The organism is Plesiocystis pacifica SIR-1 (assembly GCF_000170895.1).
Lineage (GTDB): Bacteria > Myxococcota_A > Polyangia > Nannocystales > Nannocystaceae > Plesiocystis > Plesiocystis pacifica.
Map to the genome: position 1 here is coordinate 1 of NZ_ABCS01000078.1, position 20,989 is coordinate 20,989.

Annotated in this window: 18 protein-coding genes; 10 read left to right on the forward strand and 8 right to left on the reverse strand. The window is 70.4% G+C overall.

All coding sequences use genetic code 11. The features are described from left to right. Positions 1 to 12: 12 nt before the first annotated feature. Complete coding sequence (locus PPSIR1_RS29810) at positions 13 to 1,464, forward strand: sodium/proline symporter (protein WP_006974938.1); 1,452 nt, start codon at positions 13 to 15, stop codon at positions 1,462 to 1,464. Between the two features lie 323 nt (positions 1,465 to 1,787). Here the strand turns inward: PPSIR1_RS29810 and PPSIR1_RS29815 are convergent, their stop codons facing one another. Next, complete coding sequence (locus tag PPSIR1_RS29815) at positions 1,788 to 2,615, reverse strand: TlpA family protein disulfide reductase (protein WP_006974939.1); 828 nt, start codon at positions 2,613 to 2,615, stop codon at positions 1,788 to 1,790. 90 nt (positions 2,616 to 2,705) lie between these two features. Here PPSIR1_RS29815 and PPSIR1_RS29820 point away from each other — a divergent pair, with 90 nt between their 5' ends. Then, complete coding sequence (locus tag PPSIR1_RS29820) at positions 2,706 to 4,067, forward strand: MiaB/RimO family radical SAM methylthiotransferase (protein WP_006974940.1); 1,362 nt, start codon at positions 2,706 to 2,708, stop codon at positions 4,065 to 4,067. A 160-nt stretch (positions 4,068 to 4,227) separates the two neighbouring features. On the opposite strand, the gene PPSIR1_RS29825 is transcribed toward PPSIR1_RS29820, so the two are convergent. Both PPSIR1_RS29825 and PPSIR1_RS29830 read right to left on the reverse strand, forming a co-directional pair. Then, positions 4,228 to 5,085, reverse strand: a complete 858-nt coding sequence (locus PPSIR1_RS29825) for an alpha/beta hydrolase (protein WP_006974941.1) — start codon at positions 5,083 to 5,085, stop codon at positions 4,228 to 4,230. A 35-nt stretch (positions 5,086 to 5,120) separates the two neighbouring features. Next, the gene (locus PPSIR1_RS29830; RefSeq protein ID WP_006974942.1) at positions 5,121 to 5,720 is read right to left on the reverse strand and encodes a TetR/AcrR family transcriptional regulator; all 600 of its coding nucleotides are present in this window, start codon (positions 5,718 to 5,720) and stop codon (positions 5,121 to 5,123) included. A gap of 297 nt (positions 5,721 to 6,017) precedes the next feature. Here PPSIR1_RS29830 and PPSIR1_RS29835 point away from each other — a divergent pair, with 297 nt between their 5' ends. From PPSIR1_RS29835 to PPSIR1_RS29850, 4 genes are all read left to right on the forward strand, one after another. Then, entirely contained in the window at positions 6,018 to 6,788 is a 771-nt protein-coding gene (locus tag PPSIR1_RS29835; RefSeq protein ID WP_006974943.1) for a response regulator transcription factor, read from the forward strand. 82 nt (positions 6,789 to 6,870) lie between these two features. Further along, on the forward strand, positions 6,871 to 8,718 hold the full coding sequence (locus PPSIR1_RS29840) for an ATP-binding protein (protein ID WP_006974944.1): 1,848 nt from the start codon (positions 6,871 to 6,873) through the stop codon (positions 8,716 to 8,718). A gap of 255 nt (positions 8,719 to 8,973) precedes the next feature. Further along, positions 8,974 to 9,666 carry a phosphate signaling complex protein PhoU gene (gene phoU / locus PPSIR1_RS29845; RefSeq protein ID WP_006974945.1) on the forward strand — a complete coding sequence of 231 codons (693 nt, stop codon included), beginning with the start codon at positions 8,974 to 8,976 and terminating at the stop codon, positions 9,664 to 9,666. Positions 9,667 to 9,694: 28 nt separating this feature from the next. Beyond that, entirely contained in the window at positions 9,695 to 10,216 is a 522-nt protein-coding gene (locus PPSIR1_RS29850; RefSeq protein WP_006974946.1) for a hypothetical protein, read from the forward strand. 246 nt (positions 10,217 to 10,462) lie between these two features. Here PPSIR1_RS29850 and tsaA read toward each other — a convergent pair whose 3' ends face one another. The 3 genes from tsaA to PPSIR1_RS29865 are packed head-to-tail and all read right to left on the reverse strand — an operon-like array spanning position 10,463 to position 12,815. Next, a complete protein-coding gene (tsaA, locus tag PPSIR1_RS29855) occupies positions 10,463 to 11,161 on the reverse strand; it encodes a tRNA (N6-threonylcarbamoyladenosine(37)-N6)-methyltransferase TrmO (protein WP_006974947.1) in 699 nt (232 codons plus the stop codon). Next, entirely contained in the window at positions 11,158 to 11,865 is a 708-nt protein-coding gene (locus PPSIR1_RS29860) for an N-acetyltransferase (RefSeq protein ID WP_006974948.1), read from the reverse strand. Before PPSIR1_RS29860 ends, tsaA begins: the two co-directional genes overlap by 4 nt. Continuing rightward, positions 11,862 to 12,815, reverse strand: a complete 954-nt coding sequence (locus PPSIR1_RS29865) for a fatty acid desaturase (RefSeq protein WP_157596116.1) — start codon at positions 12,813 to 12,815, stop codon at positions 11,862 to 11,864. Before PPSIR1_RS29865 ends, PPSIR1_RS29860 begins: the two co-directional genes overlap by 4 nt. Before the next feature lie 221 nt (positions 12,816 to 13,036). Between PPSIR1_RS29865 and PPSIR1_RS29870 the strand changes: the two genes are divergently transcribed. From PPSIR1_RS29870 to PPSIR1_RS29875, 3 genes are all read left to right on the forward strand, one after another. Next, positions 13,037 to 14,737 (forward strand): protein kinase domain-containing protein, encoded by a 1,701-nt coding sequence (locus PPSIR1_RS29870; RefSeq protein WP_006974950.1) that lies wholly within the window; start codon positions 13,037 to 13,039, stop codon positions 14,735 to 14,737. A 409-nt stretch (positions 14,738 to 15,146) separates the two neighbouring features. After that, on the forward strand, positions 15,147 to 15,296 hold the full coding sequence (locus PPSIR1_RS48430) for a hypothetical protein (protein WP_157596117.1): 150 nt from the start codon (positions 15,147 to 15,149) through the stop codon (positions 15,294 to 15,296). A gap of 12 nt (positions 15,297 to 15,308) precedes the next feature. Further along, positions 15,309 to 17,978 (forward strand): hypothetical protein, encoded by a 2,670-nt coding sequence (locus tag PPSIR1_RS29875; protein WP_006974952.1) that lies wholly within the window; start codon positions 15,309 to 15,311, stop codon positions 17,976 to 17,978. A gap of 71 nt (positions 17,979 to 18,049) precedes the next feature. Here PPSIR1_RS29875 and PPSIR1_RS29880 read toward each other — a convergent pair whose 3' ends face one another. Together PPSIR1_RS29880 and PPSIR1_RS48435 are read right to left on the reverse strand one after the other, a co-directional pair. Then, positions 18,050 to 19,186, reverse strand: coding sequence for a hypothetical protein (locus tag PPSIR1_RS29880; RefSeq protein ID WP_006974953.1), 1,137 nt, complete (start codon positions 19,184 to 19,186; stop codon positions 18,050 to 18,052). A 95-nt stretch (positions 19,187 to 19,281) separates the two neighbouring features. Further along, positions 19,282 to 19,848 carry a hypothetical protein gene (locus tag PPSIR1_RS48435; RefSeq protein WP_006974954.1) on the reverse strand — a complete coding sequence of 189 codons (567 nt, stop codon included), beginning with the start codon at positions 19,846 to 19,848 and terminating at the stop codon, positions 19,282 to 19,284. Positions 19,849 to 19,951: 103 nt separating this feature from the next. Here PPSIR1_RS48435 and PPSIR1_RS29890 point away from each other — a divergent pair, with 103 nt between their 5' ends. After that, a complete protein-coding gene (locus PPSIR1_RS29890; RefSeq protein WP_006974955.1) occupies positions 19,952 to 20,911 on the forward strand; it encodes a sulfotransferase domain-containing protein in 960 nt (319 codons plus the stop codon). The last annotated feature ends 78 nt before the right edge of the window (positions 20,912 to 20,989 follow it).

The window sequence follows — 20,989 nt, forward strand, 5'->3', positions numbered from 1 at the left end:
TAGACTCCGGTGGTGGATCGGAGCGCCGCGATCTTTTGGACCCTCATCGTCTACAAGCTCGTGATGATCGCCATCGGGATCGCGGCCGAGCGCATGGCCAAGGACGACAGCGACTACTTCGTGGGCGGGCGCAACCTCGGCCCCGGGGTCGCGGCCCTGAGCGCCTCGGCGAGCTCGTCCTCGGTGTGGACGCTGATCGGCGTGACCGGCTACGCCTACGCCCACGGCCTCGCGGCGCTGTGGCTGTTCCCGGCCTGCGTCGGCGGCTTCGCCCTGAACTGGTTTTGGCTCGCGCCGGCGCTGCGCCGGGCGGCTCACGAGCAGCGCGCGGTCACGGTCACGGATCTGCTCGCCGGTCCAAGGCCGCGGGGCGGACAAGGGCAGGGGAGCCGCCGCGCCGTCGTGGTGGTGGCCTCGCTGATCGTGCTCGTGTGCCTGGTGACCTACGTCGCCGCCCAGTTCCAGGGCGCGGGCAAGGCCTTCGCCGAGACCTTCGAGCTCGAGTTCTCCACGGCGCTGCTGCTCGGCGCCGCGATCGTCGTGTTCTACACCCTGCTCGGCGGCTTTTGGGCCGTCAGCCTGACCGACACGCTGCAGGGCCTGATGATGGCCTTCGCCGCCCTGCTCCTGCCCATCGTCGCCCTGATCGCCGTGGGCCCGGGGGACCTGTGGGCCGAGCTCAGCGGCGTCGAGGGGGGCGTGGGCGCGGCGCTGACCAAGGGCGCGAGCGGGGCCGCGGCGATCGGCTTCGTGCTGGGTCTGCTGGGCATCGGCCTGGGCTATCCGGGCCAGCCCCACGTGGTCAATCGGCTCATGGCCCTGCGCGACGCGGACGCGGTGCGGACCGGCCGGCGCATCGCCATGGCCTGGGCGGTGGTGCTCTACGCCGGCATGCTCGTGCTCGGCTGGAGCGCCCGGCTGCTCTTGCCCGAGCTCGCCAGCCACGAGGACGCCTTCGTCGCGAGCACCGAGCAGCTGCTCCACCCCGTGCTCGCGGGGATCATGATCGCGGCGCTGCTCTCGGCGATCATGTCGACGGCCGACAGCCAGCTGCTCGTCGCGGCGGCGACGGTCAGCCATGACCTCATCGGCGGCGGTCAGAGCGACGCAGGAGCGGACCAGAAGACGAGCAGCCTGATGCGTTCGCGCTTGACGGTGCTCGCGCTCGCGGCCGGGGCGGTGGTCGTCGCGCTGTTCGTCGACGAGACCATCTTCTCCTCGGTGCTGTTCGCGTGGACGGCGATGGGATCAGCCTTCGGCCCCGTGCTGCTGGTCACCGTCCTCTACCGCCGACCGAGCACCGGCGGCGTCCTCGCTGCCATGCTCGTCGGCTTCAGCCTGGCCGTGATCGCGCACTGGATCCCCTCCGCCAAGGGAGGGGTGCTCGAGCGGATCGTGCCCTTCGTCGCCGCGCTAACGCTGTCCTGGTGGTCTGCGCGACGGACCGAGATTATTGCGCGTTAGATAAAAAGTAAGCCAGCTTGCCAGGGCAGCAGTGTCGTCCTACCTGATTAACAGGGACCCGCGACCACGGAGGCCGCGCCCCGAATCACGCCCAGGGAAGGGCACGCCGACCAGGAGGGTTGGGATGACCGCGATCGAAGCACGAGTGAACGAGCACTTTGGAGAACTGACCCCCGCCACGCGCGCTCCTCTTTCCGGAGCCGTCGCTCACAGGGTTCGGGGCGCGCGCCAGCGCCTCGCCGCGAGCGTGCGCCTGGTCCGGGCGCTGCAACGCCGCGACCTGGCTCGAGTGATGATCAGCGTCGGCGACCTGCGCCGCGCGGCTACTCGGTGAGCGCGGCGATCATCGCGTTGTAGACGTTGTTCCAGCCCTCTTCGGTCTCGAGCACGATCGTCGGGTTGTTGTCCGCGTAGTTGAAGTAGCTGCGCAGCGAGCCGTCGGCGCCGTAGATGTAGATGTCGTCGGTGCCCAGGCCGGTGTCGTTCAGGAGCTCCCAGGCGTCGACCTCGGCGGTGTCCTGGAGCAGCGGGAAGGCCACGCGGTCGATGAATTCTTGCTGCGTGGACTCGTAGCCCATCTGGTTGATGGCCAGGAAGTAGACGTCGTAGCCGTCGAGCTCGAGCTCGAGGCGCATCTCCTCGAGCTTCTCGATGGTGCCCTGGCAAATCTCGCAGGTCGTGCGCATCAAGGTGACGAGGGTGACCCGGCCCTTGTAGGCCTCGAGGCTGGTGGTCTCGCCGAAGTTGCAGCTCTGGGGCTGGAAGTCCTCGAGCTGGAAGTGGGCCCAGCTCGATCCGGGCGCCTTGGGGTCTGCGGGCTGGGGCTCTTCGAGGGGGGGCACGGCGTCGAGGGGGCCCTCGCAGTCGGGCTCGCCGGTCTCGGTGGTGTCGTCGGTGCTCGCGTCCGTGTCCGTGGGCCCGGCGTCGGTGGTGTCGCCGTTGGTCTCGGTCTCGCCGGCGGTCTCGGTCTCGCCGGTAGTCTCGGTCTCGCCGGTGGTGTCCGTCGAATCGTCCATGGCCTCGTCGCCCGCGGTCTCGCCTCCGTCGCCGGCCTCGTCCTCGGTGCCCGAGGTGCACGCGAGGCTCGTGGTCAGCGCGACGGCCGCGAGGGCCAGGAGGGTCTTGGATGCGAGGCGGGTCGAGGTCGGCATGGCAGGCTCCTAGGCGCCCGAGTCTATAACAATCTACGGCTCCGACCGCGGGGACGTGACGCGCGTGAGCCCTTCTTCCATACTCCGGCGATGCGCGTCGCCGTCGACACCCACGGTTGCCGGCTCAACCAGGCCGAGAGCGACGCGATCGCGGAGCAGCTGCGCGCGGCGGGCCACGAGCTGGTGCCAAGGGCGGAGCTCGCCGACCTCTACCTGCTCAACAGCTGCGCCATCACCCACGAGGCCGACGCGGACGCCCGCGCGGCGGTCCGTCGGGCGCGGCGGCACAACCCGGCGGTCGAGGTCATCGTCACGGGTTGCCACGCCAACGCCGAGCCCGAGGCCCTCGCGGCCATGCCCGAGGTCACGGCGGTGCTCGGCAACCTCGAGAAGGGCCGCGCCGAGCTGCCGCGGCTGATCGCCCAGGCGCTGGACTCTGCGCGGGGCGAGCGGGCGGATGGCGGCGCGTTCGTGTCGGTGTCGCGCCTGAGCCGATCGGTCCGGCGCGAGCGTCCGGACGCGTGGAGCCTGCCCCCGGCGACGAGCGTGCCGCGGACCCGCCCGCTGCTCAAGGTCCAGGACGGCTGCGACTACCAATGTAGCTTTTGCATCGTGCCCAGCGTGCGCGGGCGCAGCCGCAGCCTCGACGTCGAGACCCTGGCCACGCAGCTGCGCGGGCTCGTCGACGCGGGCCACCCCGAGGTCGTGCTGACCGGGGCGCACCTGGGCCTGTGGGGTCGAGACCTGGGCCAGGGCGAGCGGGGCTTGGCGGCTCTGGTCGCGGGCCTGCGCGCGGCCGTGCCCGAGGCGCGCCTGCGCCTGGGCTCCGTCGATCCTCACGAGGTCGACGACGCCCTGGTGAGGTGGGTCGCCCGGGGCGTCGACGGCCGCGGCGCGGGTCTGGTCCCGCACCTGCACCTGCCCATCCAGCACGGGGACGACGGCGTGCTCCGGGCCATGCGACGGGCCCACCGCGTCGCCGACCTCGAGCAGCTGGCGCCGAAGCTGCGCGCCGCCGACCCGCACATGGCGATCGGCACCGACGTCATCGTGGGCTTCCCGGGCGAGGACGACGGCGCCTTCGAGCGGACCCACGCGCTGTTCGAGGCCCTCGCCATCCCCTTCGCCCACGTGTTCAGCTGGTCGCCGCGCTCGGGCACCCCGGCGGTGGACCTGCCCGACCGCGTGCCCGCGCCGACGGCCGCGGCGCGCTCGAAGGCGCTGCGCGAGCGGGTCGCTACCAACTGGGCGGGCTTCGTCGACGGCCAGCTCGGCGCGCTGCGCTCGGCCGTGGTCCTGCGCCGACGCAACCGCCAGGGGCAGCTCGTCGCGCTGACCGACAACTACCTGCGCGTGGTCCTCGACGGGCCCGACTCGGCCCTCGGGCGGCGGGCGTGGATCGAGCTGCAAGGCCGCGAGGACAAGCGCGTCCGCGCGAGCTTGCGCGACTAGCAGGCCGGGGATTTCCTCGACACGAGCCACAGCACGCCCCCGACGCGCGAGTCCTTTGTCGCCGAAAGCTCGCAGTACACCCGGTACAGCTTCGTTTTGGCTTCGCGGTCTCGCACGCCGGTGACGCACTGTGGCCCGCGCCGAGAAAATCCCCGGCCTGCTAGTTGGCGACCTCGCTCAAAAAGTCCACGGCCGCCTCGACGACCTGGGGGTCCCGGACGATGCGGCGGTGCCCCAGGCCCGCGGTTTCGACCAGGGTCGCCCCGGGCCAGCGCGCCGCGAGGGTCCGGCCCTCGGCGATGGGCACGTCGTCGTCGTCCTCGTCGTGGATGATGAGCAGCTTGGCGTCGAGGGTCTCGGCCAGGGCGGTGACCTTGGCGTCGGAGAAGGGGTAGCCAAAGCGAGCCTCGATGCGTCGCTGCGCCCGACGACCGACCTTGGGCGCGAAGCCCAGGAAGGCCGCGGCGCGGTGCAGGTATTCGTCGGGGTGGGCCGGCGGCGCGACGTAGACGACCTTCTCGGGGGCGAGGCCGCGGGCCATGGCGATGGTCACCGCCGTGGTCCCGAGGGAGTGGGCGATGATCGCCCGGGGCTCGCCGATGACCTGGGCCACGCGCTCGACGGCCTCGGCCAGCTCGGGCAGCCCGGTCAGCCGCCCGTCGGCGTCGCCGTGGGCCGGCGCGTCGAAGGTCACCACGCGGTGACCGGCCTCGACGAGGGGCCGGGCGAAGGCGGCCATCTGCGCCCCGCGACCGGCCCAGCCGTGGACCAGCAGCACCGGGCCGCCGTGGAGCGAGCGTCGACCCCAGGCGAAGATGGGCACGTGGCGGCGATCGTCGAAGCGGATGCTCCCGCGCTCGGCCGTGGCCAACCATTCGTGCTCGCGCTTGGGCCGAGGGTGCTTGCGTGGGGTCAGGAAGAGCTGCTCGAGGCAGCGGGCCGAGAGCTCCGGGGAGACCCGGGACAGGGGCGGCGCCAGGGTCTGAATAACGCGAACGGTCGTGCTTTTCTCGGTCATGGTGGAGCGTCTCGTGGGTCGCTGGATCCGGAGACTCAGCGGGGTGAGGGACCCTGGGCGTCGCGGATCAGCCGCTCGAAGGCCCGCTTGGCGCGGCGCGGCGAGGCCTCGATGCCCATGAGTCGTTGGTATTGGTGGAAGGCCAGGACGAAGGCCCAGGTCTCGAAGGCGAGCTGACGGGTGTCGAGATCGGCGCGGAAGTGGCTGACTTCGACGGCGATCTCGGCGGCCCGGACCAGGGTCTGGCGCAGGTCCTCGAGGTGCATCACGAGGCGCTGGCGCACGACCCCGGGGCGATCGTCGAAGTCGGCCGCGGCGGCGACGAAGGGGCAGCCGCCGCGCATGGCCGTGGTCGACCACTCGAGCCACAGCTCGAACATCGCCTCGACCCGCGGGAGCCCCCGGGGCTTTTTGATGGCCGGCAAGACCACGTTGAGCCGGAAGCTCTCCGCCGCGGCGTCGAGGACCTGGCACTGCAGATCCTCTTTGGAGTCGAAGTGGGCGTAGAGCCCACTCTTGGACATGCCGACTTGCTTGGCGATGACGCCGATCGACAGACCCTCGAGCCCGATCTCGGTGGACAGGTCGAGCGCCTGGCTCAAGATCGCCCGGCGAGTGTCGTGGCCCTTACCCATGCGTCATCTTCGCTGCTTTTTCGAAATAGCACGACCGGTCGTTTGTGACAAGAGTTGTGACTCGGGCGGGGGGTCTCCAAGGGAGATCCCAAGGCACACAAACTACTGGTGTTGCATCTGTTCGAATCAATGCCAGCCACGAGAGCGCTCTGTTTGGCTCTCGGCGGAGGGGTCGACTCGAATCACCGGCTAGCTCACGAGAATTGGGGGTCTAGGCGGCCTCGCAGGCCTTGCCCGTGACTTGTGATTGCCCCTTGCGTGACTGACTTGTGACTGACCCATGGTACACGCCGCCCCATGCCGACCACCATCCTGATCGTGGAGGATGAGCAAGACCTTCTGGATACGCTGGAGTTCAACCTGCAGCGCGAGGGCTACGCCACACGCCGGGCTGCGAGTGGCCGGGCGGGCCTGGAGGCCGCCGCGCTGGAGCCGGCCCCGGACCTGGTGTTGCTCGATCTCATGCTCCCCGACATCTCCGGGACCGAGGTCTGTCGGCAGCTGCGCGCGGCCGAGCGGACCCGCAGCGTGCCGGTGGTGATGCTGACCGCGCGCGGCGAAGAGGTCGACCGCGTGGTGGGCTTCGAGGTCGGCGCGGACGACTACGTCACCAAGCCCTTTTCGGTCCGCGAGCTGATGCTCCGCGTCCGCGCCATCTTGCGCCGGGCCGGGACCAAGGCCGAGGCGCCCAGCCGCCTGCAGCACGGCGACCTCGAGGTCGACGTGGCCGGGCACCGCGTGTGGGTGGGCGGCAACGAGATTCGCCTGACGGCCCTCGAGTTCCGGCTGCTGGCCACGCTGCTGTCCCGCGCCGGTCGGGTCCAGACCCGCGACACCCTGCTCTCGGACGTCTGGGGCATGCACGCCGGGCTGACCACGCGCACCGTCGACACCCACGTGACCCGCCTGCGCAAGAAGCTCGGCGACGCCGGCAGCTACATCGAGACCCTTCGCGGCGTCGGCTACCGCTTCCGCGACTCCCAGGACGGCGGCGCCGCGCTGCCCCCAGGGGCGGGTGCGCCCTCGCCCTCCGCCTCCCCGGGGGCCAAGGCCGTCGAGGCGCGCTGATTCGAGCCCGCACCCGCCCGCCAGCCCGCGCAGCTCCCTGGCGAGCTGAGGCTGGCGGTACTTTCTCCACGGGAGAGTCAGCGTGCAACTCGGCGTCCGGGCCAAATTTTTCATCGTCACCGTGCTCATCGTGGTCGCGGTCGACTTCGCCGCGGGCGTGTACCTGCAGGTCAAGCTCAAGGCCGATCACGAGGCGCGCATCGAGGACGAGCTGTCCCGCCACGCCCGGGCGTCGCGGGAGTTCCTGGGCCCCCTCGACGCGCCCTGGGCCCCCGAGCTCATCGACCCCTGGGCGGACCGCCTGGGCGCGGCCATGGACACGCGGGTGACGATCATCGACGCCGAGGGCCTGGTGCTCGGCGACTCGAACCTCGAGGTCCGTGAGCTCGCCAGCCTCGAGAACCACGCCGACCGCCCCGAGGTCCGCTCGGCCCAGCCCGATCGCTGCGGGCTGTCCACGCGCTACAGCGAGACCCTGAACACCGAGATGCTCTACTGCGCGGTCGTGCTCGAGGGCGAGCGCGGCTACGTCCGCGTGGCGACCCCGCTGCGCGACCTCGACGAGACCTTCGAGCGCCTGCGCCTGGTCCTGGTGTTCGCGGGCCTGCTGGCCGTGGCCCTGGCGATCGGCGCGGGCTCGGTGGCGTCGAGGTTGATGTACGGGCGCCTGCGCGCGCTGATGGAGGCGGCCCAGGCCGTCGCCGAGGGTGACCAGAGTCGAGAGATACCTGTGACGAGTAGCGATGAATTTGGGGGCTTGGCCGGCTCGCTGAGCCGCGTGTCCAAGGAGCTGGAGCGGACGGTCAAGGAGCTCACCTCCGAGCGCGACTTGTTCGAGGCCGTGCTCCAGTCCATGGAGGAGGCCGTCCTCGCCGTCGACGCCGACCGCCGCGTGGTCGCGGTCAACCGCTCGGCGCGGGACTTGCTGAGCATCACCGGCAAGGTCCAGGGGCGCCTGCTGCTCGAGGTCGTGCGCATCCCGCAGCTGTCCGACGCCGTCGACACGGCCCTGCGCGGCGAGTCGCGCAGCATCGACGTCAACCTCGAGACCCGCAGCGGCCTGCACCACCTGCTCGTGCGCGCGACCCCGCGGGGCGAGGGCAGCGGCGCGGTGCTGGTGATCCACGACGTGACCGAGGTGCGCCGGCTCGAGACCGTGCGTCGGGACTTCGTGGCCAACGTGTCCCACGAGCTGCGCACGCCGGTCAGCATCATCCAGGCCAACACCGAGACCCTGCTGGCCGGGGCCCTCGACGAGCCGGCCCAGGCGCGCCGCTTCCTCGACGCCGTGCGCCGCAACGCCGAGCGCCTCGGCCAGCTGATCTCCGATCTCCTCGACATCTCGCGCATCGAGGCGGGCAAGTACGCCATCGAGATGCGCCCGCTGTCCGTGGCCTCGGTCGCGCGCTCGGTCAACAAGGCCGTGGCCGAGGCCTGCCGCCGCCGGGGCGTGGTGCTCGAGGTCGACATCGAGCCCGAGCTTCAGGTCCGCGCCGACGCGGGCGCCCTCGAGCAGGTGCTCATCAACCTGGTCGAGAACGCGGTCAAGTACGGCCCCGAGGGCGGGCTGGTCGAGCTGGCCGCGCGGGAGGACGGCGCGGCGGTGCGCATCGAGGTCCGCGACGAGGGCCCGGGCATCGCCCCGGATCACCGCAAGCGGGTGTTCGAGCGCTTTTATCGGGTCGATCCCGGGCGCTCCCGGCACATGGGCGGAACCGGCCTCGGCCTGGCGATCGTCAAGAACCTGACCGACGTGATGGGCGGCGACGTGGGCGTCACGCCTCGCGAACCCACCGGATCGATCTTTTGGCTGAGCCTCGGCCGCGTGACCGAAGATGACAATTCGACCCACCAGGCGAGTGGGGGGAATGGTCAGAGTTCGGGTGGCGGCGAAGAAATCAATATTGTCCAAAAGGCCGCTCAGGGCTGATTGAGCTGTAGTTTTCCAGTGGCAGTGTGACGGGACGCGGGGCCGGTGTCTGGCCCGTGTGTTGTTTGCGCAGGCGCCCGCGAGCCGTCGGTATTTTGTGACAGCCCATTGCTATGGGTGGAAATCATGGAGCGTCGGTTGTTCTCCGCTGCGCTGGGCGCACTCGCTGTGCCCTCGACGAAGCCCGACGGCTTGCACAACGTTGGTCCAGGGTCTTACGATGGGCAGCTAGGCCCGCGTAGGCGGGAGATCACGATGAGCGAGTCCGCGCCACGACAGACCCCCCGCGACTACGAGAGCGAGCTGCGCGGGCTCAAGACCAGCCTCCTGGCGATGGGCGGACGCGTCGAGCAAATGATCGGGCAGGGGACCCGGGCGCTGCTTCATCGCGACGCCGTCGGAGGTGCCGAGGTCCGCAAGGCGGACAAGGCGGTCAACGACGCCGAGAAGGACATCGACGGCATGGTCCTGCGCATCCTGGCCCAGCGTCAGCCCATGGGCTCGGACCTGCGCTTGCTGACCCGCGCGCTCAAGATGGTCACGGACATCGAGCGCATCGGCGATCTGGCCGTCAACCTCGGCAAGCTGGCCATCGACCTGTCCGAGCTGACCACGCCGGAGATGACCGTGCACCCCGCCATCGAGCGCATGGCCGAGACGGTCCGCTCGATGATCGCCGACGCCCTCGACGCCTTCGTGGAAGGGGACACCGAGCTGGCGCGCAAAGTCATCGCGCGCGACGACGAGGTCGACGAGCTCCACGACCAGGTGTTCGAGGAGGTCCTGCTCGGGATGATGGGCAAGAGCATGGGCGTGGCCGTTGGCATCCGGGTTCAAGAGGCCGGGCGCTTGCTCGAGCGCATGGGCGATCACGCCACCAACCTCGCCGAACAGGTGGTGTTCCTCGTCCACGCCGAGGACATCCGCCACCCGCCCCGAGAAGACTGAGGGGGTCTGGGCCCCTATAGTGCGCCGCATGACCGAGTCTGACGGCAGCACGGGCGGCGTCCCCCGCAGGGTGATCGCCCTGATCGTGGCAGGGATCCTGGTGACCCTGGTGAGCTCCGGTGTCCTGCTCTACTCGCGCTTGTCGGCCGTGGGCAGCGAGCAGTTCGAGGCGGTCCCCGACTTCCTGGCCGCGCCCGAGACCATCGAGCCGCGGGTCCGGGCGGTGTCCGAGGTCTTGATTCGCCTCGAGCTCGGGCGCAGCGCCATCGACATCGTCGACGGCACGGGGCAGCGCCACTCCATCTCCCAAAACGGCAACTGGACTCGAGAGGAGTCGCCGGTCGAGGGCGGGAAGAGCTTCCCCCTCGCCGAGCTCGACTTCAGCGCGGTCCCGGCGATCGTCGCGTCGGCCACGGCGCGGGCCGGCACGAGCCCGACCCAGCTGGTCGCCGAGCGCGTCGAGGGCGAGCTGCGCTGGCAGGTGCGGGTGCCGGGGGAGGGCGGGGTGCAGGTCCTCGACTACGGCCTCGACGGCGCGCCGCTGCCTTGACCCCGAGAGCCCGCGATGTCCTGGCTCTGGCTCCCGTTCGCGGCGCTGCTGAGCGGACCGCCCGGGGAGCCTGGGTCGGCGGACCTGCCCGCGCTGACGTTGCGCTGGGACGCGCCGGAGCCCTGCCCGACGAGGTCCAGGTCCGCCAGCGCGTGGCCGCCTAACGGAGCGAGGGGACTGCGCTGCGCTGCGCGAGCTGTCGGCGGAGGCGAAGCTGCGCGGGCGAGAGCCGGGGGCCTGGTCTCTTCACCCGGGGTCGATGGCCTCGACGCGGTCGACGACGAGCCGCTCGTCCTCGACGTGAAAGCGCAGGTTGACCCCGGCCAGGCGCACCCCGTAGCTCCGCGACGCGTCGCCGCGCTGGTGCGCGGGCCTCGGGTCCCAGCGCAGGCTGTGCTCGATGGTCGCGCGCAAGCTCGAGGGCTCGGGCGCGGCCGCGAGGGTAGCCTCGGCCTCCGTCGAGAACGCGACCGCGAGGGCCGCGGGCGGGCTCGCGGCCCACTCGCAGCGGGCGTCGGCGGGGGCCTCGGCCCACGGCAGGTAGGGCTTGAGGTCGAGGACCGGGGTGCCGTCGAGGAGGTCGGCCGCGAGCACGCGCAGGCGTCGATCGTCGACGCCGAGGACCCGGACCAGGGAGAGCGCGAGGGGGTTGGGCCGGTGCGGCGAGCGGGTCGCAAACACGCCCAGGCGCGTGGAGCCGCCGAGCCGAGGCGGGCGCACGGTGGGCCGCCAGCCCTGGTCCGCGGTCGCGTGGAACACCGCGATGACCCACACGTGGCTGACCTGCTCGAGGCCGCGGAGCGCCTCTTGGGGGATGCGCTCACGGTCGAACTCGATGGTCGACTCGACCAGCTCGGCGAGGCCGCTCTGACGCGGGATCCCGAATTTTTCGGCGTAGGGCGAGCGCACCCAGGCGACGGGCTCGAGGGTCACCGAGGCGCTCATGGGCGACCGCCGAGGCCGGCGGCGGCGAGCAGCTGGCGCAGCCCCGGCGCCCCGGCGCGCATGGCCTCGGCCTGCCAGCCCAGGTAGCGCTGGCCGTCGATGAGGTAGACCTGCGAGAGGATGCGCCCGGCCTCGGGGTAGTCCTCGTCCAGGGTGCCCACGGCGCGGGCGCCCACGCGGCGCAGGAAGGGGAGGGCGGCGCGGTTGTGGATCGGCTCGAGCACGATGGTCGTGAGGATGTGATCGTGGCCGGCCTCGCGGATGAGGTCGTCGAGGAGGCGCGCGGCCAGGGCCACGCCCCAGCGCCGCGCCCCGGGGGAGGGCAGCACGGCGAGCTGCTCGATGTAGGCGACGCGCTGGCTGGCCACGCGCTCGAGCTCGAACTCGGGGACCCAGTCGACGGCCTCGCGCCGGGCCCACAGCGGCGAGGCGCGCAGCACCGGATCGTCGAAGCTGAGCCCAAAGCCCCAGATGGGCTCGGGGCTGTCTGCGCCCGCGGGCCGCTCGAGCACCCAGCCGCGGCCGTGCTCGAGCATCGCCCGGTAGCCGTCGGCGTCGCAGCCGAGCAGGAAGCCACCGGCGCGCGTGGCCCCGTGCTCGGCAGCGGCGGCCATGGGCAGGGCGCGCTTGACCGTCACGAAGGCCTCGGCGTCGGTGGTCGTCGCCCGGCGCAGGCAGGGGGCCCGAGGGTCGAGGGCGATCATGTCTCGTCGACCTCGATGATCCGCGCGCCGCGGAGCTGGTAGAGGATGGCGCCGAGGATGGTCTCGACCTTCTGGTTGTCCGCGAACGCGTTTGGCATGGGCTGGCGGTGCTCGGGCAGTTGGTACCAGGGCAGCTTGGGCATGCGGTGGTGGGTGGCGTGCTCGTTGAAGTTGAGCAGCCACCACGAGGCGACGCGGTTGGGCCGCAGGCTGCGGACGTGGAAGCGGACCTGTGGCCCGTAGCTGGTGTCGTAGTGGTAGATGTAGACGAGCAGGGAGTAGACCCAGGCGAAGGCCAGCAAGGGCGCGCCCAGGCACAGGCCCCAGACCCGCGCGCCGCCGAGCTTGGCCACGCCCAGGTGCACGCCCACGCCCACGGCGAAGGCCGCCATGGACAGCAGCTGGTCCCGCCCGGTCCACCCGCGAAAGGCCGGCGAGATGCGGCGCGCGACGGACAGCGGCATGGCGAGGAACAAGAGCACGGAGATCAGCGAGTGGATGAACCACCCGCCGGCGAACACCGCGATGAACCACAGGACGTGGCAGCGCAGCCGCGCGAGCTTCGAGGCCGGCCGCTTCAGCACGAAGGTGTCGATCGCCGAGGTGTGGTGATCGCGGCGGTTTTGGCCGTGGTGGAAGGCGTGGATCTTGCGGTGAATGCGGAGCGGGAGCATCAAGGGCAAGAGCAGGAGCTGACCAATGGCGTCGTTGATGCCGCGGTGCTCGGGCCACAGCTTCCGGTGCGAGGCTTCGTGGGCGACGACGTAGAGGCGGTGAAACCAGCAACCTTGCGCGAATACGCATAGGCCCACGACCAGGCGGTTTGCGCCTGCGTGATCCGCCCACAGCGTCAGCGCTGCGAGGGCCGCGAACACCCCGACGGACTCGAGCAAGAGGCGCAGCGTCAGCGGTCGATGGCGCGGATCGAGCGGCGTTTTGGGGCGCGTCACGACCTGGTTTTCGCGCACCTGGGGAAGGGAAACAATGTGGGTTTGATCGGGGGAATCAGGAATGGGGGTTGAGCGATATTGAGCTGTGAGGAGCGCACGCACTCGAATGATCGATATCGATTTTTTTTGGACTCTAGATCACGGCTGAGAACACATATGAAGTGAGCCGCGGTGGGCTCGGCGCCTGGCAGGGAGCGGAAGGCGCATGGTGACCGCGAGTCATGAAGGAGCTGTTCGAGATGGAAGACAAAGCCGACGATCGCCGCCCCGCCGCTGATGGCGCACGAACCCGGGGGGTCTTGGATCCCGGGACCACGATCGCCTACCGCTACGAGATTCGGGACGTGGAGTGCCGCAGCGCCTTTGGCCTCCGCTACCGCGCCTTCGACGTGGTCCATGGCGTCACAGTGTCCTTCCTGCGCCTTCGCCGGGAGTTCGCCGGGGACGAGGTCCGCGACCGCCTGTTCGAGACGCGGGCCTCGGCCTGCGACGAAGGCTCGGCGGTGGTCGACCTGCGCGACTACGGGGTCGACATCGACGGCCGGCCTTACCTGGTGACCGAGCGCGACGAGGCCAGCGAGAGCCTCGGTCAGCGCATGGCGCAGGGCCCCGTGGGCTACGAGGAGGCCCTCGGCCTGCTCCAGGCCATCGCGTCTGGGCTCGCCTCGGTCCACGTCGACGGTCTGGTCCACGGCTGCGTGGAGCCCGACTGCGTGCTCATCAACGACGCCGACAGCGGCCGCGCGCCCATCGAGCTGCGCTGCTTTGGGCTGCTCCCGGCGCTGGGCGGCGCCGGCTCCCGGGGCCGCGCGCTGTCCCTGGTCAGCAAGGCCGACTACGTCGCGCCCGAGGTCATCCGCGGCACCGAGCTGAGCCCGCGCACCGACGTCTACGGCCTCGGGGCGGTCGCCTGGGCGCTGCTCAGCGGCGCGCCGCCCTTCTCCGGGCCCAGCCTCAAGGTCTTCGAAGATCACCTGCACGGCGAGCTGCCCGAGCTCACCCTGCCGGCCGGCTCGGATCCGGCCCTCGCCGAGCTGCTCCAGCGGATGCTGGCCAAGGAGCCCGAGCAGCGCCCGGCGGACGCGGCCGAGGTCCTGTTCGAGCTCCGCCGCCTGCGTCCCTTTGCGACCTGCTCGCTCGCGGAGCCCGTGGAGATCAGCCAGGCGGCGACGGTCCCGGTGAGCCTCGAGCCGGTCGAAGAGCTGGCCGAGGTCGAGCCCGAGCAGCTCGAGCCCGTGGCCGGCGTACCCGGGTGGATCCCCAGCCCGGGTGAGGCGGCCGCAGCGAAGCCCTCGAGCACCACCAACAGCCACAGCGTCGTCGATCTGGTGTCCGCGCCGCGCTCGAGCCGTCGTCGCGGTCGCTCGCGCCAGGCTCGCTGGGTGGGCGTGGGTGCCCTCGCGGCTTCCCTGGCGCTGGCCTGGGGCGGCGCGCTGGCCAACGAGACCCGCTCGGCCACGCAGATCGTCGAGGCCGCGGATTCCCAGGCAGCCGCGCACGTCAGCTCGAACTCGGGCGAGAGCCTGCGCGCGGCGAGCTCGAAGGTCGCTCGGGACGACGAGGCCGCTCGCGCCGAAGAGCGCGAGCCCGCCCCGGCGCCCGCTCCGGCCGTCGAGCTCGCGCTGGCGCCCGAGAGCCCGGACGTCGTCGACGTCGGCCCCTCGAAGCTGCGCTCGGCCCACTTCAACGCCCGCAAGCGCGACCTCTACCGTCGCGCCGGTCGCTGCTCCGACGGCCAGCTCCGCCGGACGGTCAAGGTGGCGGTGCGCGTCGATCCCAGCGGAAAGGTCAGCCGGGCCTCGGTCTCGGGTCCCCAGGCCAAGTCCAAGCTCGGCCGCTGCGTCAAAAAGCAGAGCGCCAAGCTGAAGTTCCCGCAGACCCAAAACGGCGGCTTCCACACCTACACGCTGCACCTTCGCTGAGTTCTACTTTGCCCCCACGAGCGCCTCGAGACCGGGGGCGCTTCGTCGCTCCGCTCCTCCGCTTTGGCTTGGTGGGCAATGGAGTTCGTGCCTACGAGAAGGCTGGTGGTCGCCCCCGCAATCGGGGGCGTGGATTCGTTGACCAGTCCCTGAGTCGTGGACGTGGGGCAGGGAGGGCGTGGCGTCGTCCACGACGGCTAAAATAGACAGAGGGGGGGCCAAACTCGTTTTGGCCGACCCGCTGAGAGTTCGTTTCTCCATGTCGGCCCCAAGGCGGCCGCGACGTGATTGCGCGTCGCGGCCGTCGTCTTTGGTGTCGACGCGACAACATTGCGCATGCGCGCCGAAGCGTTGGCGCACGAAAAGCCAGCGCTTTCCCGGGACTGGTCACTCCTTCACCGTGGACGGGATGCCTATCTCGCTTGCGTTTGTCCGCCCCACCGGCCCGGATCTATGGGCCTTCTACCTGCTCATCGGTCTGTGGCTCGCCATGGGCAGCGCCGGCTGGTTGCTGCTGCGCTGGCTGTGGAGCTCGGAAGAAGGCCACCGCGGACTCTGAGGACGGGTCGACATGTCTGGCATCCCGTCTGCAATCGCTGCCCTCGGCCCGGGCGCCCTGCTCGCGGCCGAAACAATCCCCAACGAACAAGCGCTGGCCCTGGGTCCGACCCTGGGCTGGCTGGTGTTCGCCTGCGCCCTGCTCGTGATGGCCATCGCGGTCCTCGACGTCGAGCGGGTGCGCGCGTTTTGGTTGAGGACGGAAGATCCCCGCAGCCTCGGGGCCTTCCGCATCGTCTTCGCCCTCGTGTTGTTGCTGAACATCAACAACATGTGGGCCCACTTCGAGTTCCTGTTCACGGACGAGGGGCTCTACCTCGGCGACTCGGCCCGCCAGTACGGGGCCGGCAGGCAATTTTGGGGCTACGGCCTGGGCGGCGAAGGGGAGGCCGCCGGCTTCTTCGACCTGAGCGCGGTGCTGTGGTGGGCCAAGGGCCCGCGCTACAGCCTGCTGCACTTTTGGGACTCGCCAGGCTTTTTCTGGGGCTACATCGCGGTCTTCGAGATCGCCACGATCGCCTTCCTGCTCGGCTTTCGAACCCGGGCGATGGGCTTTTTGAGCCTGATCTTGACCCTGGGCTTGATGAACCGCAGCCCCATCTACCAGTCGGGCGCGGACGTGGTGTTCCGGGTGATGTTCGTCTACCTGGTGCTCTCGCGCTGCGGCCACGCCTACAGCATCGACAACTGGCTGCGCTGCCGAAAGCTGCGCCGCGCCGGTCGGCTGAGCGAGCGCGACGGCCCCGGTGAGGGGGCAGGCGCGATCGTCAGCGACGACGAGGGGAAGGACAGCGAGCAGCCTCGGGAGCTCGAGGCGATCTACCGGCGCATCCCGGCCTGGCCGCGGATGCTCATCCTCTTGCAGCTGGTGACGATCTACCTGTGGACCGGCTGCGCCAAGACGGGCTCGGTGTGGTCCAAGGGCGACTCGCTCTACTACGCCCTCAACCTCGACCACTTCTCGCGGGTGCCGACCCAGTACTTCGGCTACGTGTTCGGGACCAACCTGTTTCGGATGATGACCTGGACCGTGCACTTTTGGCAGATGGGCTTTGGGCTCATGGTGCTCGGGCTGATCGTCCGCTGGGCGCGGCGCGAGGGCCTCGAGCGTCCGGAGCAGCCCTGGCGTCGCTGGGCGCTGCGGGCGTGCTGGCTGGGCCTGGCGCTGCTGGCCCTGGCGATCACCTGGGTCGGCCTGCCGGTCCACATTCCCCCGGACGCCAAGCTGAGCCTGGGCGCGCTCCGTGGCCTGGTCGCGGGCGGCTGGCTGGTGTTCATCACCCTCTTCGCCCTCGGCTGGCGGCGGCTCCGGGATCGCCCCGTGGTCCTGCGCCTGCGCGGCCACGAGTGGACCTTGGATCTCGAGAGCTTCTGCACCGTGTTCCTCGGCCGCAAGCTGTGGCTGACCCTCGGGCTGTTCTTTCACCTGCACATCCTCGTGCTCATGAACATCGGGATGTTCGCCCCGGTGATGATCGCCGTGTACATCGCCTGCCTCAACGGCACCGAGGTCGCGGTCATCCTCCGCCGCCTCGGCATGGCCCTCGCCCGCCTGGGCGTGCCCGGCATGGCCGAGTGGGTCGTGCGCGGGGAGGCGATCACCCCCACGGAGTCGCTCGAGTTCATCCGAGAGCGCGAGGCCAAGGGCCTGCGGCGCGTCAGCCAGCCCCTCGTGGGCGCGCGCCTGCTGCCCGTCGGCGTGCTCGTTGCGAGCTTCGCGGGCGTCGTGGCCGGGGTCTTGGCTCGGGTCGAGGACGTCTCGTGGTGGGCCTGGCCGCTGGTCCTCGGCGTGGCTCTGCCCACGGCCTACGCCCTGGGCGGGCGCCTCGTCGGCGGCCGCGAAGGCACGAAGAGCAGCGACAGTGGCGACGCGAAGGACGGCTGGGTCTACGCCTACGGCGCGTTCGGCCGCGGGGTCGTCATGACCTTCGTCGCCGTCCACCTCGCGTGCGTGGCCGCCTGGTCGATCCCCGACAAGGACTGCACCCGCTCGTTCCGCGCGCCGGCCCGCGAGGTCGTCAAGCCGTGGATGTACCGGACCCAGACCCACCAGTCGTGGAACATGTTCGCCCCCAACCCCACGCGCTCGAACGTGTTCATGAAGGTGTTCGTCACCGACGCGGAGGGCGAGCTGTGGGACCTCTACACCGACGCGAACTCGCCGCGGAACAAGATCCAGCCGTGGTTCATCTACGACCGCATGGGCAAGATCACCCGTCGGGTCACCGGCAAGGGCAAGCACTACCAAAAGTGGGTCGCCCGCTACCACTGCCGGATGTGGGCCCTCGAGCACGACGGTGAGGTGCCCGAGGAGGTGATGATCATGAAGCAGTGGTATCGCGTGCCCTCGCCCGAGACCATGCGCAAGCGCGGGCCCTACCAGCCCGAGGACTACCTGGCCAAGCACGGCCACCAAAAGGAGGTCTACACGGCCAAGTGCGCCACCGAGCCCGACGCCCAGCCCACCAACGAGCTGCGCCGCCGCCACGGTCTGCCCGAGGTCGACGAGGCCACCATCCACCGGGCGACCAAGCGCCGGAGGCCGCGCTGGGACTCCCGCCAGGGGGTCGAGAGCAAGGTCCGCAAGGGTCGGGCGAAGGCGACCAAAGCCCTGCGTCAGGCCAAGCGCGAGGCCCAGCGCCACGCCTGGCAAACGCTCGGGGCTCAGCCTCCCCAGCGCTGAGCGCTCGCGCCCGAAGCGAGGAGCCCCCCGCCGACGACGTCGACGGGGGGCTCGACACGTGGGACTAGCCACTAGCCGATCGGCTCGTACTCGTCGCAGGTGCTCTCGATCAGGTCCACGGCCTGCTCGAAGAAGTCGGTGTAGTTGGCCTCGCACACCGAGCCCTCGATGTGGTTGGGGAAGTAGTTGACGAACTCGCGGATCTTCGCGGGATCCTGGGACTCGGCCGGGCAGATGCCCTCCTGGTCGTTGATGAGCCCGAGGGTAACCACGCCCGAGCCGTCGCCGATCTTCTGGGCGACGACGTTTTGGTACCAGCCCGCCGCGGTGCCGGGGGAGTCCGTGTCTTCTTCGTCGGTGATGATGGTCAACACCAGCACGGCGTCGTCGCGCAGGAAGCCCGAGTTGCAGCCGCCGGGGCCGTTGAGGGTCGGGCCGATGGCCTGGGTGAGCGCGGCCATGGGGCGCTCGCTGTTGTCGCCGTCGGTGCCCACGGAGGCGATGCAGTTGAACTTCTGGGGCAGGGCGTTGAAGTCCTCCTGCGGGGTGATGAAGCGCTGGCCGCCGGCGAGGTCACAGAACTCGTTCGAGGCGTCGTCCCCGAGGGGGAAGGTGACGCCGCTGCCGAGGGTCTCGTCGCACACCGAGGGCGCGCCCGCGCAGCCGTCGATGCCGTCGAACACGCACAGGAAGGGGAAGAAGTTGCACTCGATCTGGCAGTCGTTCCAGTAGGCGTCGGTGTCGACGACCATGATGTGGTAGCTGTCGACGTCGGCGATGGTCTCTTGGATCTTCGCAATGAAGCCCGGGAAGCTGGCGATCAGGTTGGCCTGGTTGTCGCCCATGGACCCCGAGTTGTCGATCACGAACAGGAAGTCGATGGCCGCGCAGCCCGTGTTCCCTGCGCCGTCGTCGGCCGACTGTTGACCCTCCTCGTCCGAGGGCAGGGTGTCGAGCTTGACCCCGCCGGTGGTGGTCTCCTCGGCCTCGTCCTCGCCGTCCATCGGCGTGTCGTCGTTGCTGTCGTTGTCGTCGCCGGCCTCGTCGGTGTCGCCCGAGTTGCTGTTGCTGTCGCCGCCCCCGAGGGTGATGGTCGAGGGGCCGTCACCGAAGGTTTCGCCGCCCGTGCCCGAGTCCGAGCAGGCCGTCGCGGCGAGAACGAGGGCGAGGGTCGAGACGAGGGGAGGGAGCGAGTTGAGGCGATACATCGTCGTTTTTCCAGTGCTCAGAGCGTTTATAGAGTGGGACGGGCGCGCCACCATACTCGGGATCGGGGACCGTCGTTGTCAAGGGCGGGCGCCGCTCAGCGCAATCGCAAAAGCGCAAATCGAAGCGCACGGAGGCGACGGAGCATGCCTCGGTCATCTCGGCGGTAGGCGTGAGCTTCAGCTTCCGCCTCGGCGATGTAGGCTGCGACACGGTCGCTACTCAGGCCGAGGGCGTCGCCGAGCTCGCGGGCCCGCGCGCGCTCGGTGTCCTTTAGCTCGTCGACGGCGGCGAGTGCCAGGGCGCCGATGAGCAAGAAGGGCCCGCGGATGCTCCCAGGCTCGATGAGCGCGACGACGTGTTCGCGCCGGACGTCGCTGACGTCGAAGGCCAGGAGGTGATCCTGGACGTCCTCGGGCATGTGGTAGCGGGCGAGGATGTCCTGGAGGCAGCGGCGCTCGGGGGCCGAGAGCTTGCCGTTGGCATCGGCCGCGATCCACTTCGCCGCCTTGAGCAGGTTGAGCTCGTCCTCGAGGCTCAGCGCTTCGCCGATCGCCTCGCGGGCGTGGGCGTGGACGGCCTCCTCGGCGGCCTCGAGGGTCTCATCGTCGAGGCGGTCGAGCAGGGAGGTCGTCGACGCGAGGATGGGGTTGTCCGCGACCATGATCGGCAAGGCTCGGCGCGAGAGTATCAGGCCTCGTCTCGCCCCGGCGGACCGCCGTTCACGCGCTCTACCCAGCGCGCCGTCGAGGCGGCACGATGGCCGGGTGCCGAAGCGTAGCCTGAGCCAGCCCCCGCCCTTGTTGAGCATGATGACGCCGCTCCAGGTGATCCTCCGGAGCGCGCGGGCCGTGGGCCAGGGGCCGCGCGCGTTGACCGTGCTGCTCCAGCGCATGACCTCCAAGGACCGCAAGCCGGAGGTCTTCGCCGGGCACCGGCCGGCCGCGCGCGACGTGTTCGTGGCCTGCTTCTCCAAGTCGGGGACGAACTGGGCGATGCAGCTGGTCGTGCAGATCGCCCACCGGGGGGCGGCGCAGTTCGAGCACGTCCACGACCTCGTCGCCTGGCCCGACTCGCGCTTCCCGGGGATCGTCGCCCTCGACGATCCGGCCCCAGCCGCGGGCGCCCCGACGGGGCTGCGGGCGATCAAGACCGCGCTCGAGGCCGACTACGTCCCCTACGGCCCGGAGGCCAAGTACGTCTCGGTGATCCGCGACCCCAAGGACGTGTGCGTCTCGGCCTACTACTTCCTCACCGGCGTGTTCGGCCTGCGCGGGCACGTCGGGCTCGACGCCTGGGTCGACCTGGCGCTCGAGCCCGGGAGCTTCCTGACGACCTGGCCGGGGCACCTGGCCGGCTACTGGGCGATGCGCGACCGGCCCAACGTCTGCGTGCTCGAGTTCGCGGCGATGAAGCGGGAGCTCGGCGCGGCCGTCGACGCCATCGCCGAGGTCATGGGCGTCGCCCTCGCGCCCGCCGAGCGGGCCGAGGTCATCCGCCGCGGGGGCTTCGACTACATGAAGGCCCACGAGGCCCAGTTCGCGCCGCCGCGGCTGCCCTTGCTGACCGGCAAGCAGCGCGGCGAGATGGTCCGCTCGGGCAAGGCCGGCTCCAGCAAGCAAGAGCTCAGCGCCGCCCAGGCCCAGCGCATCGACGCCATGGTCCTCGAGGGCCTCGACGCGCTCGGCTGCGACTTCCCCTACGCCGAGCGCTTCATGGCGGGCTGAGCAGCGCCCCGGGGCCATATCGGGGCTCTCGCCCATTTGATCGCTTGACTTCTAAGTTAAACGTCTGTTTAACTTAGA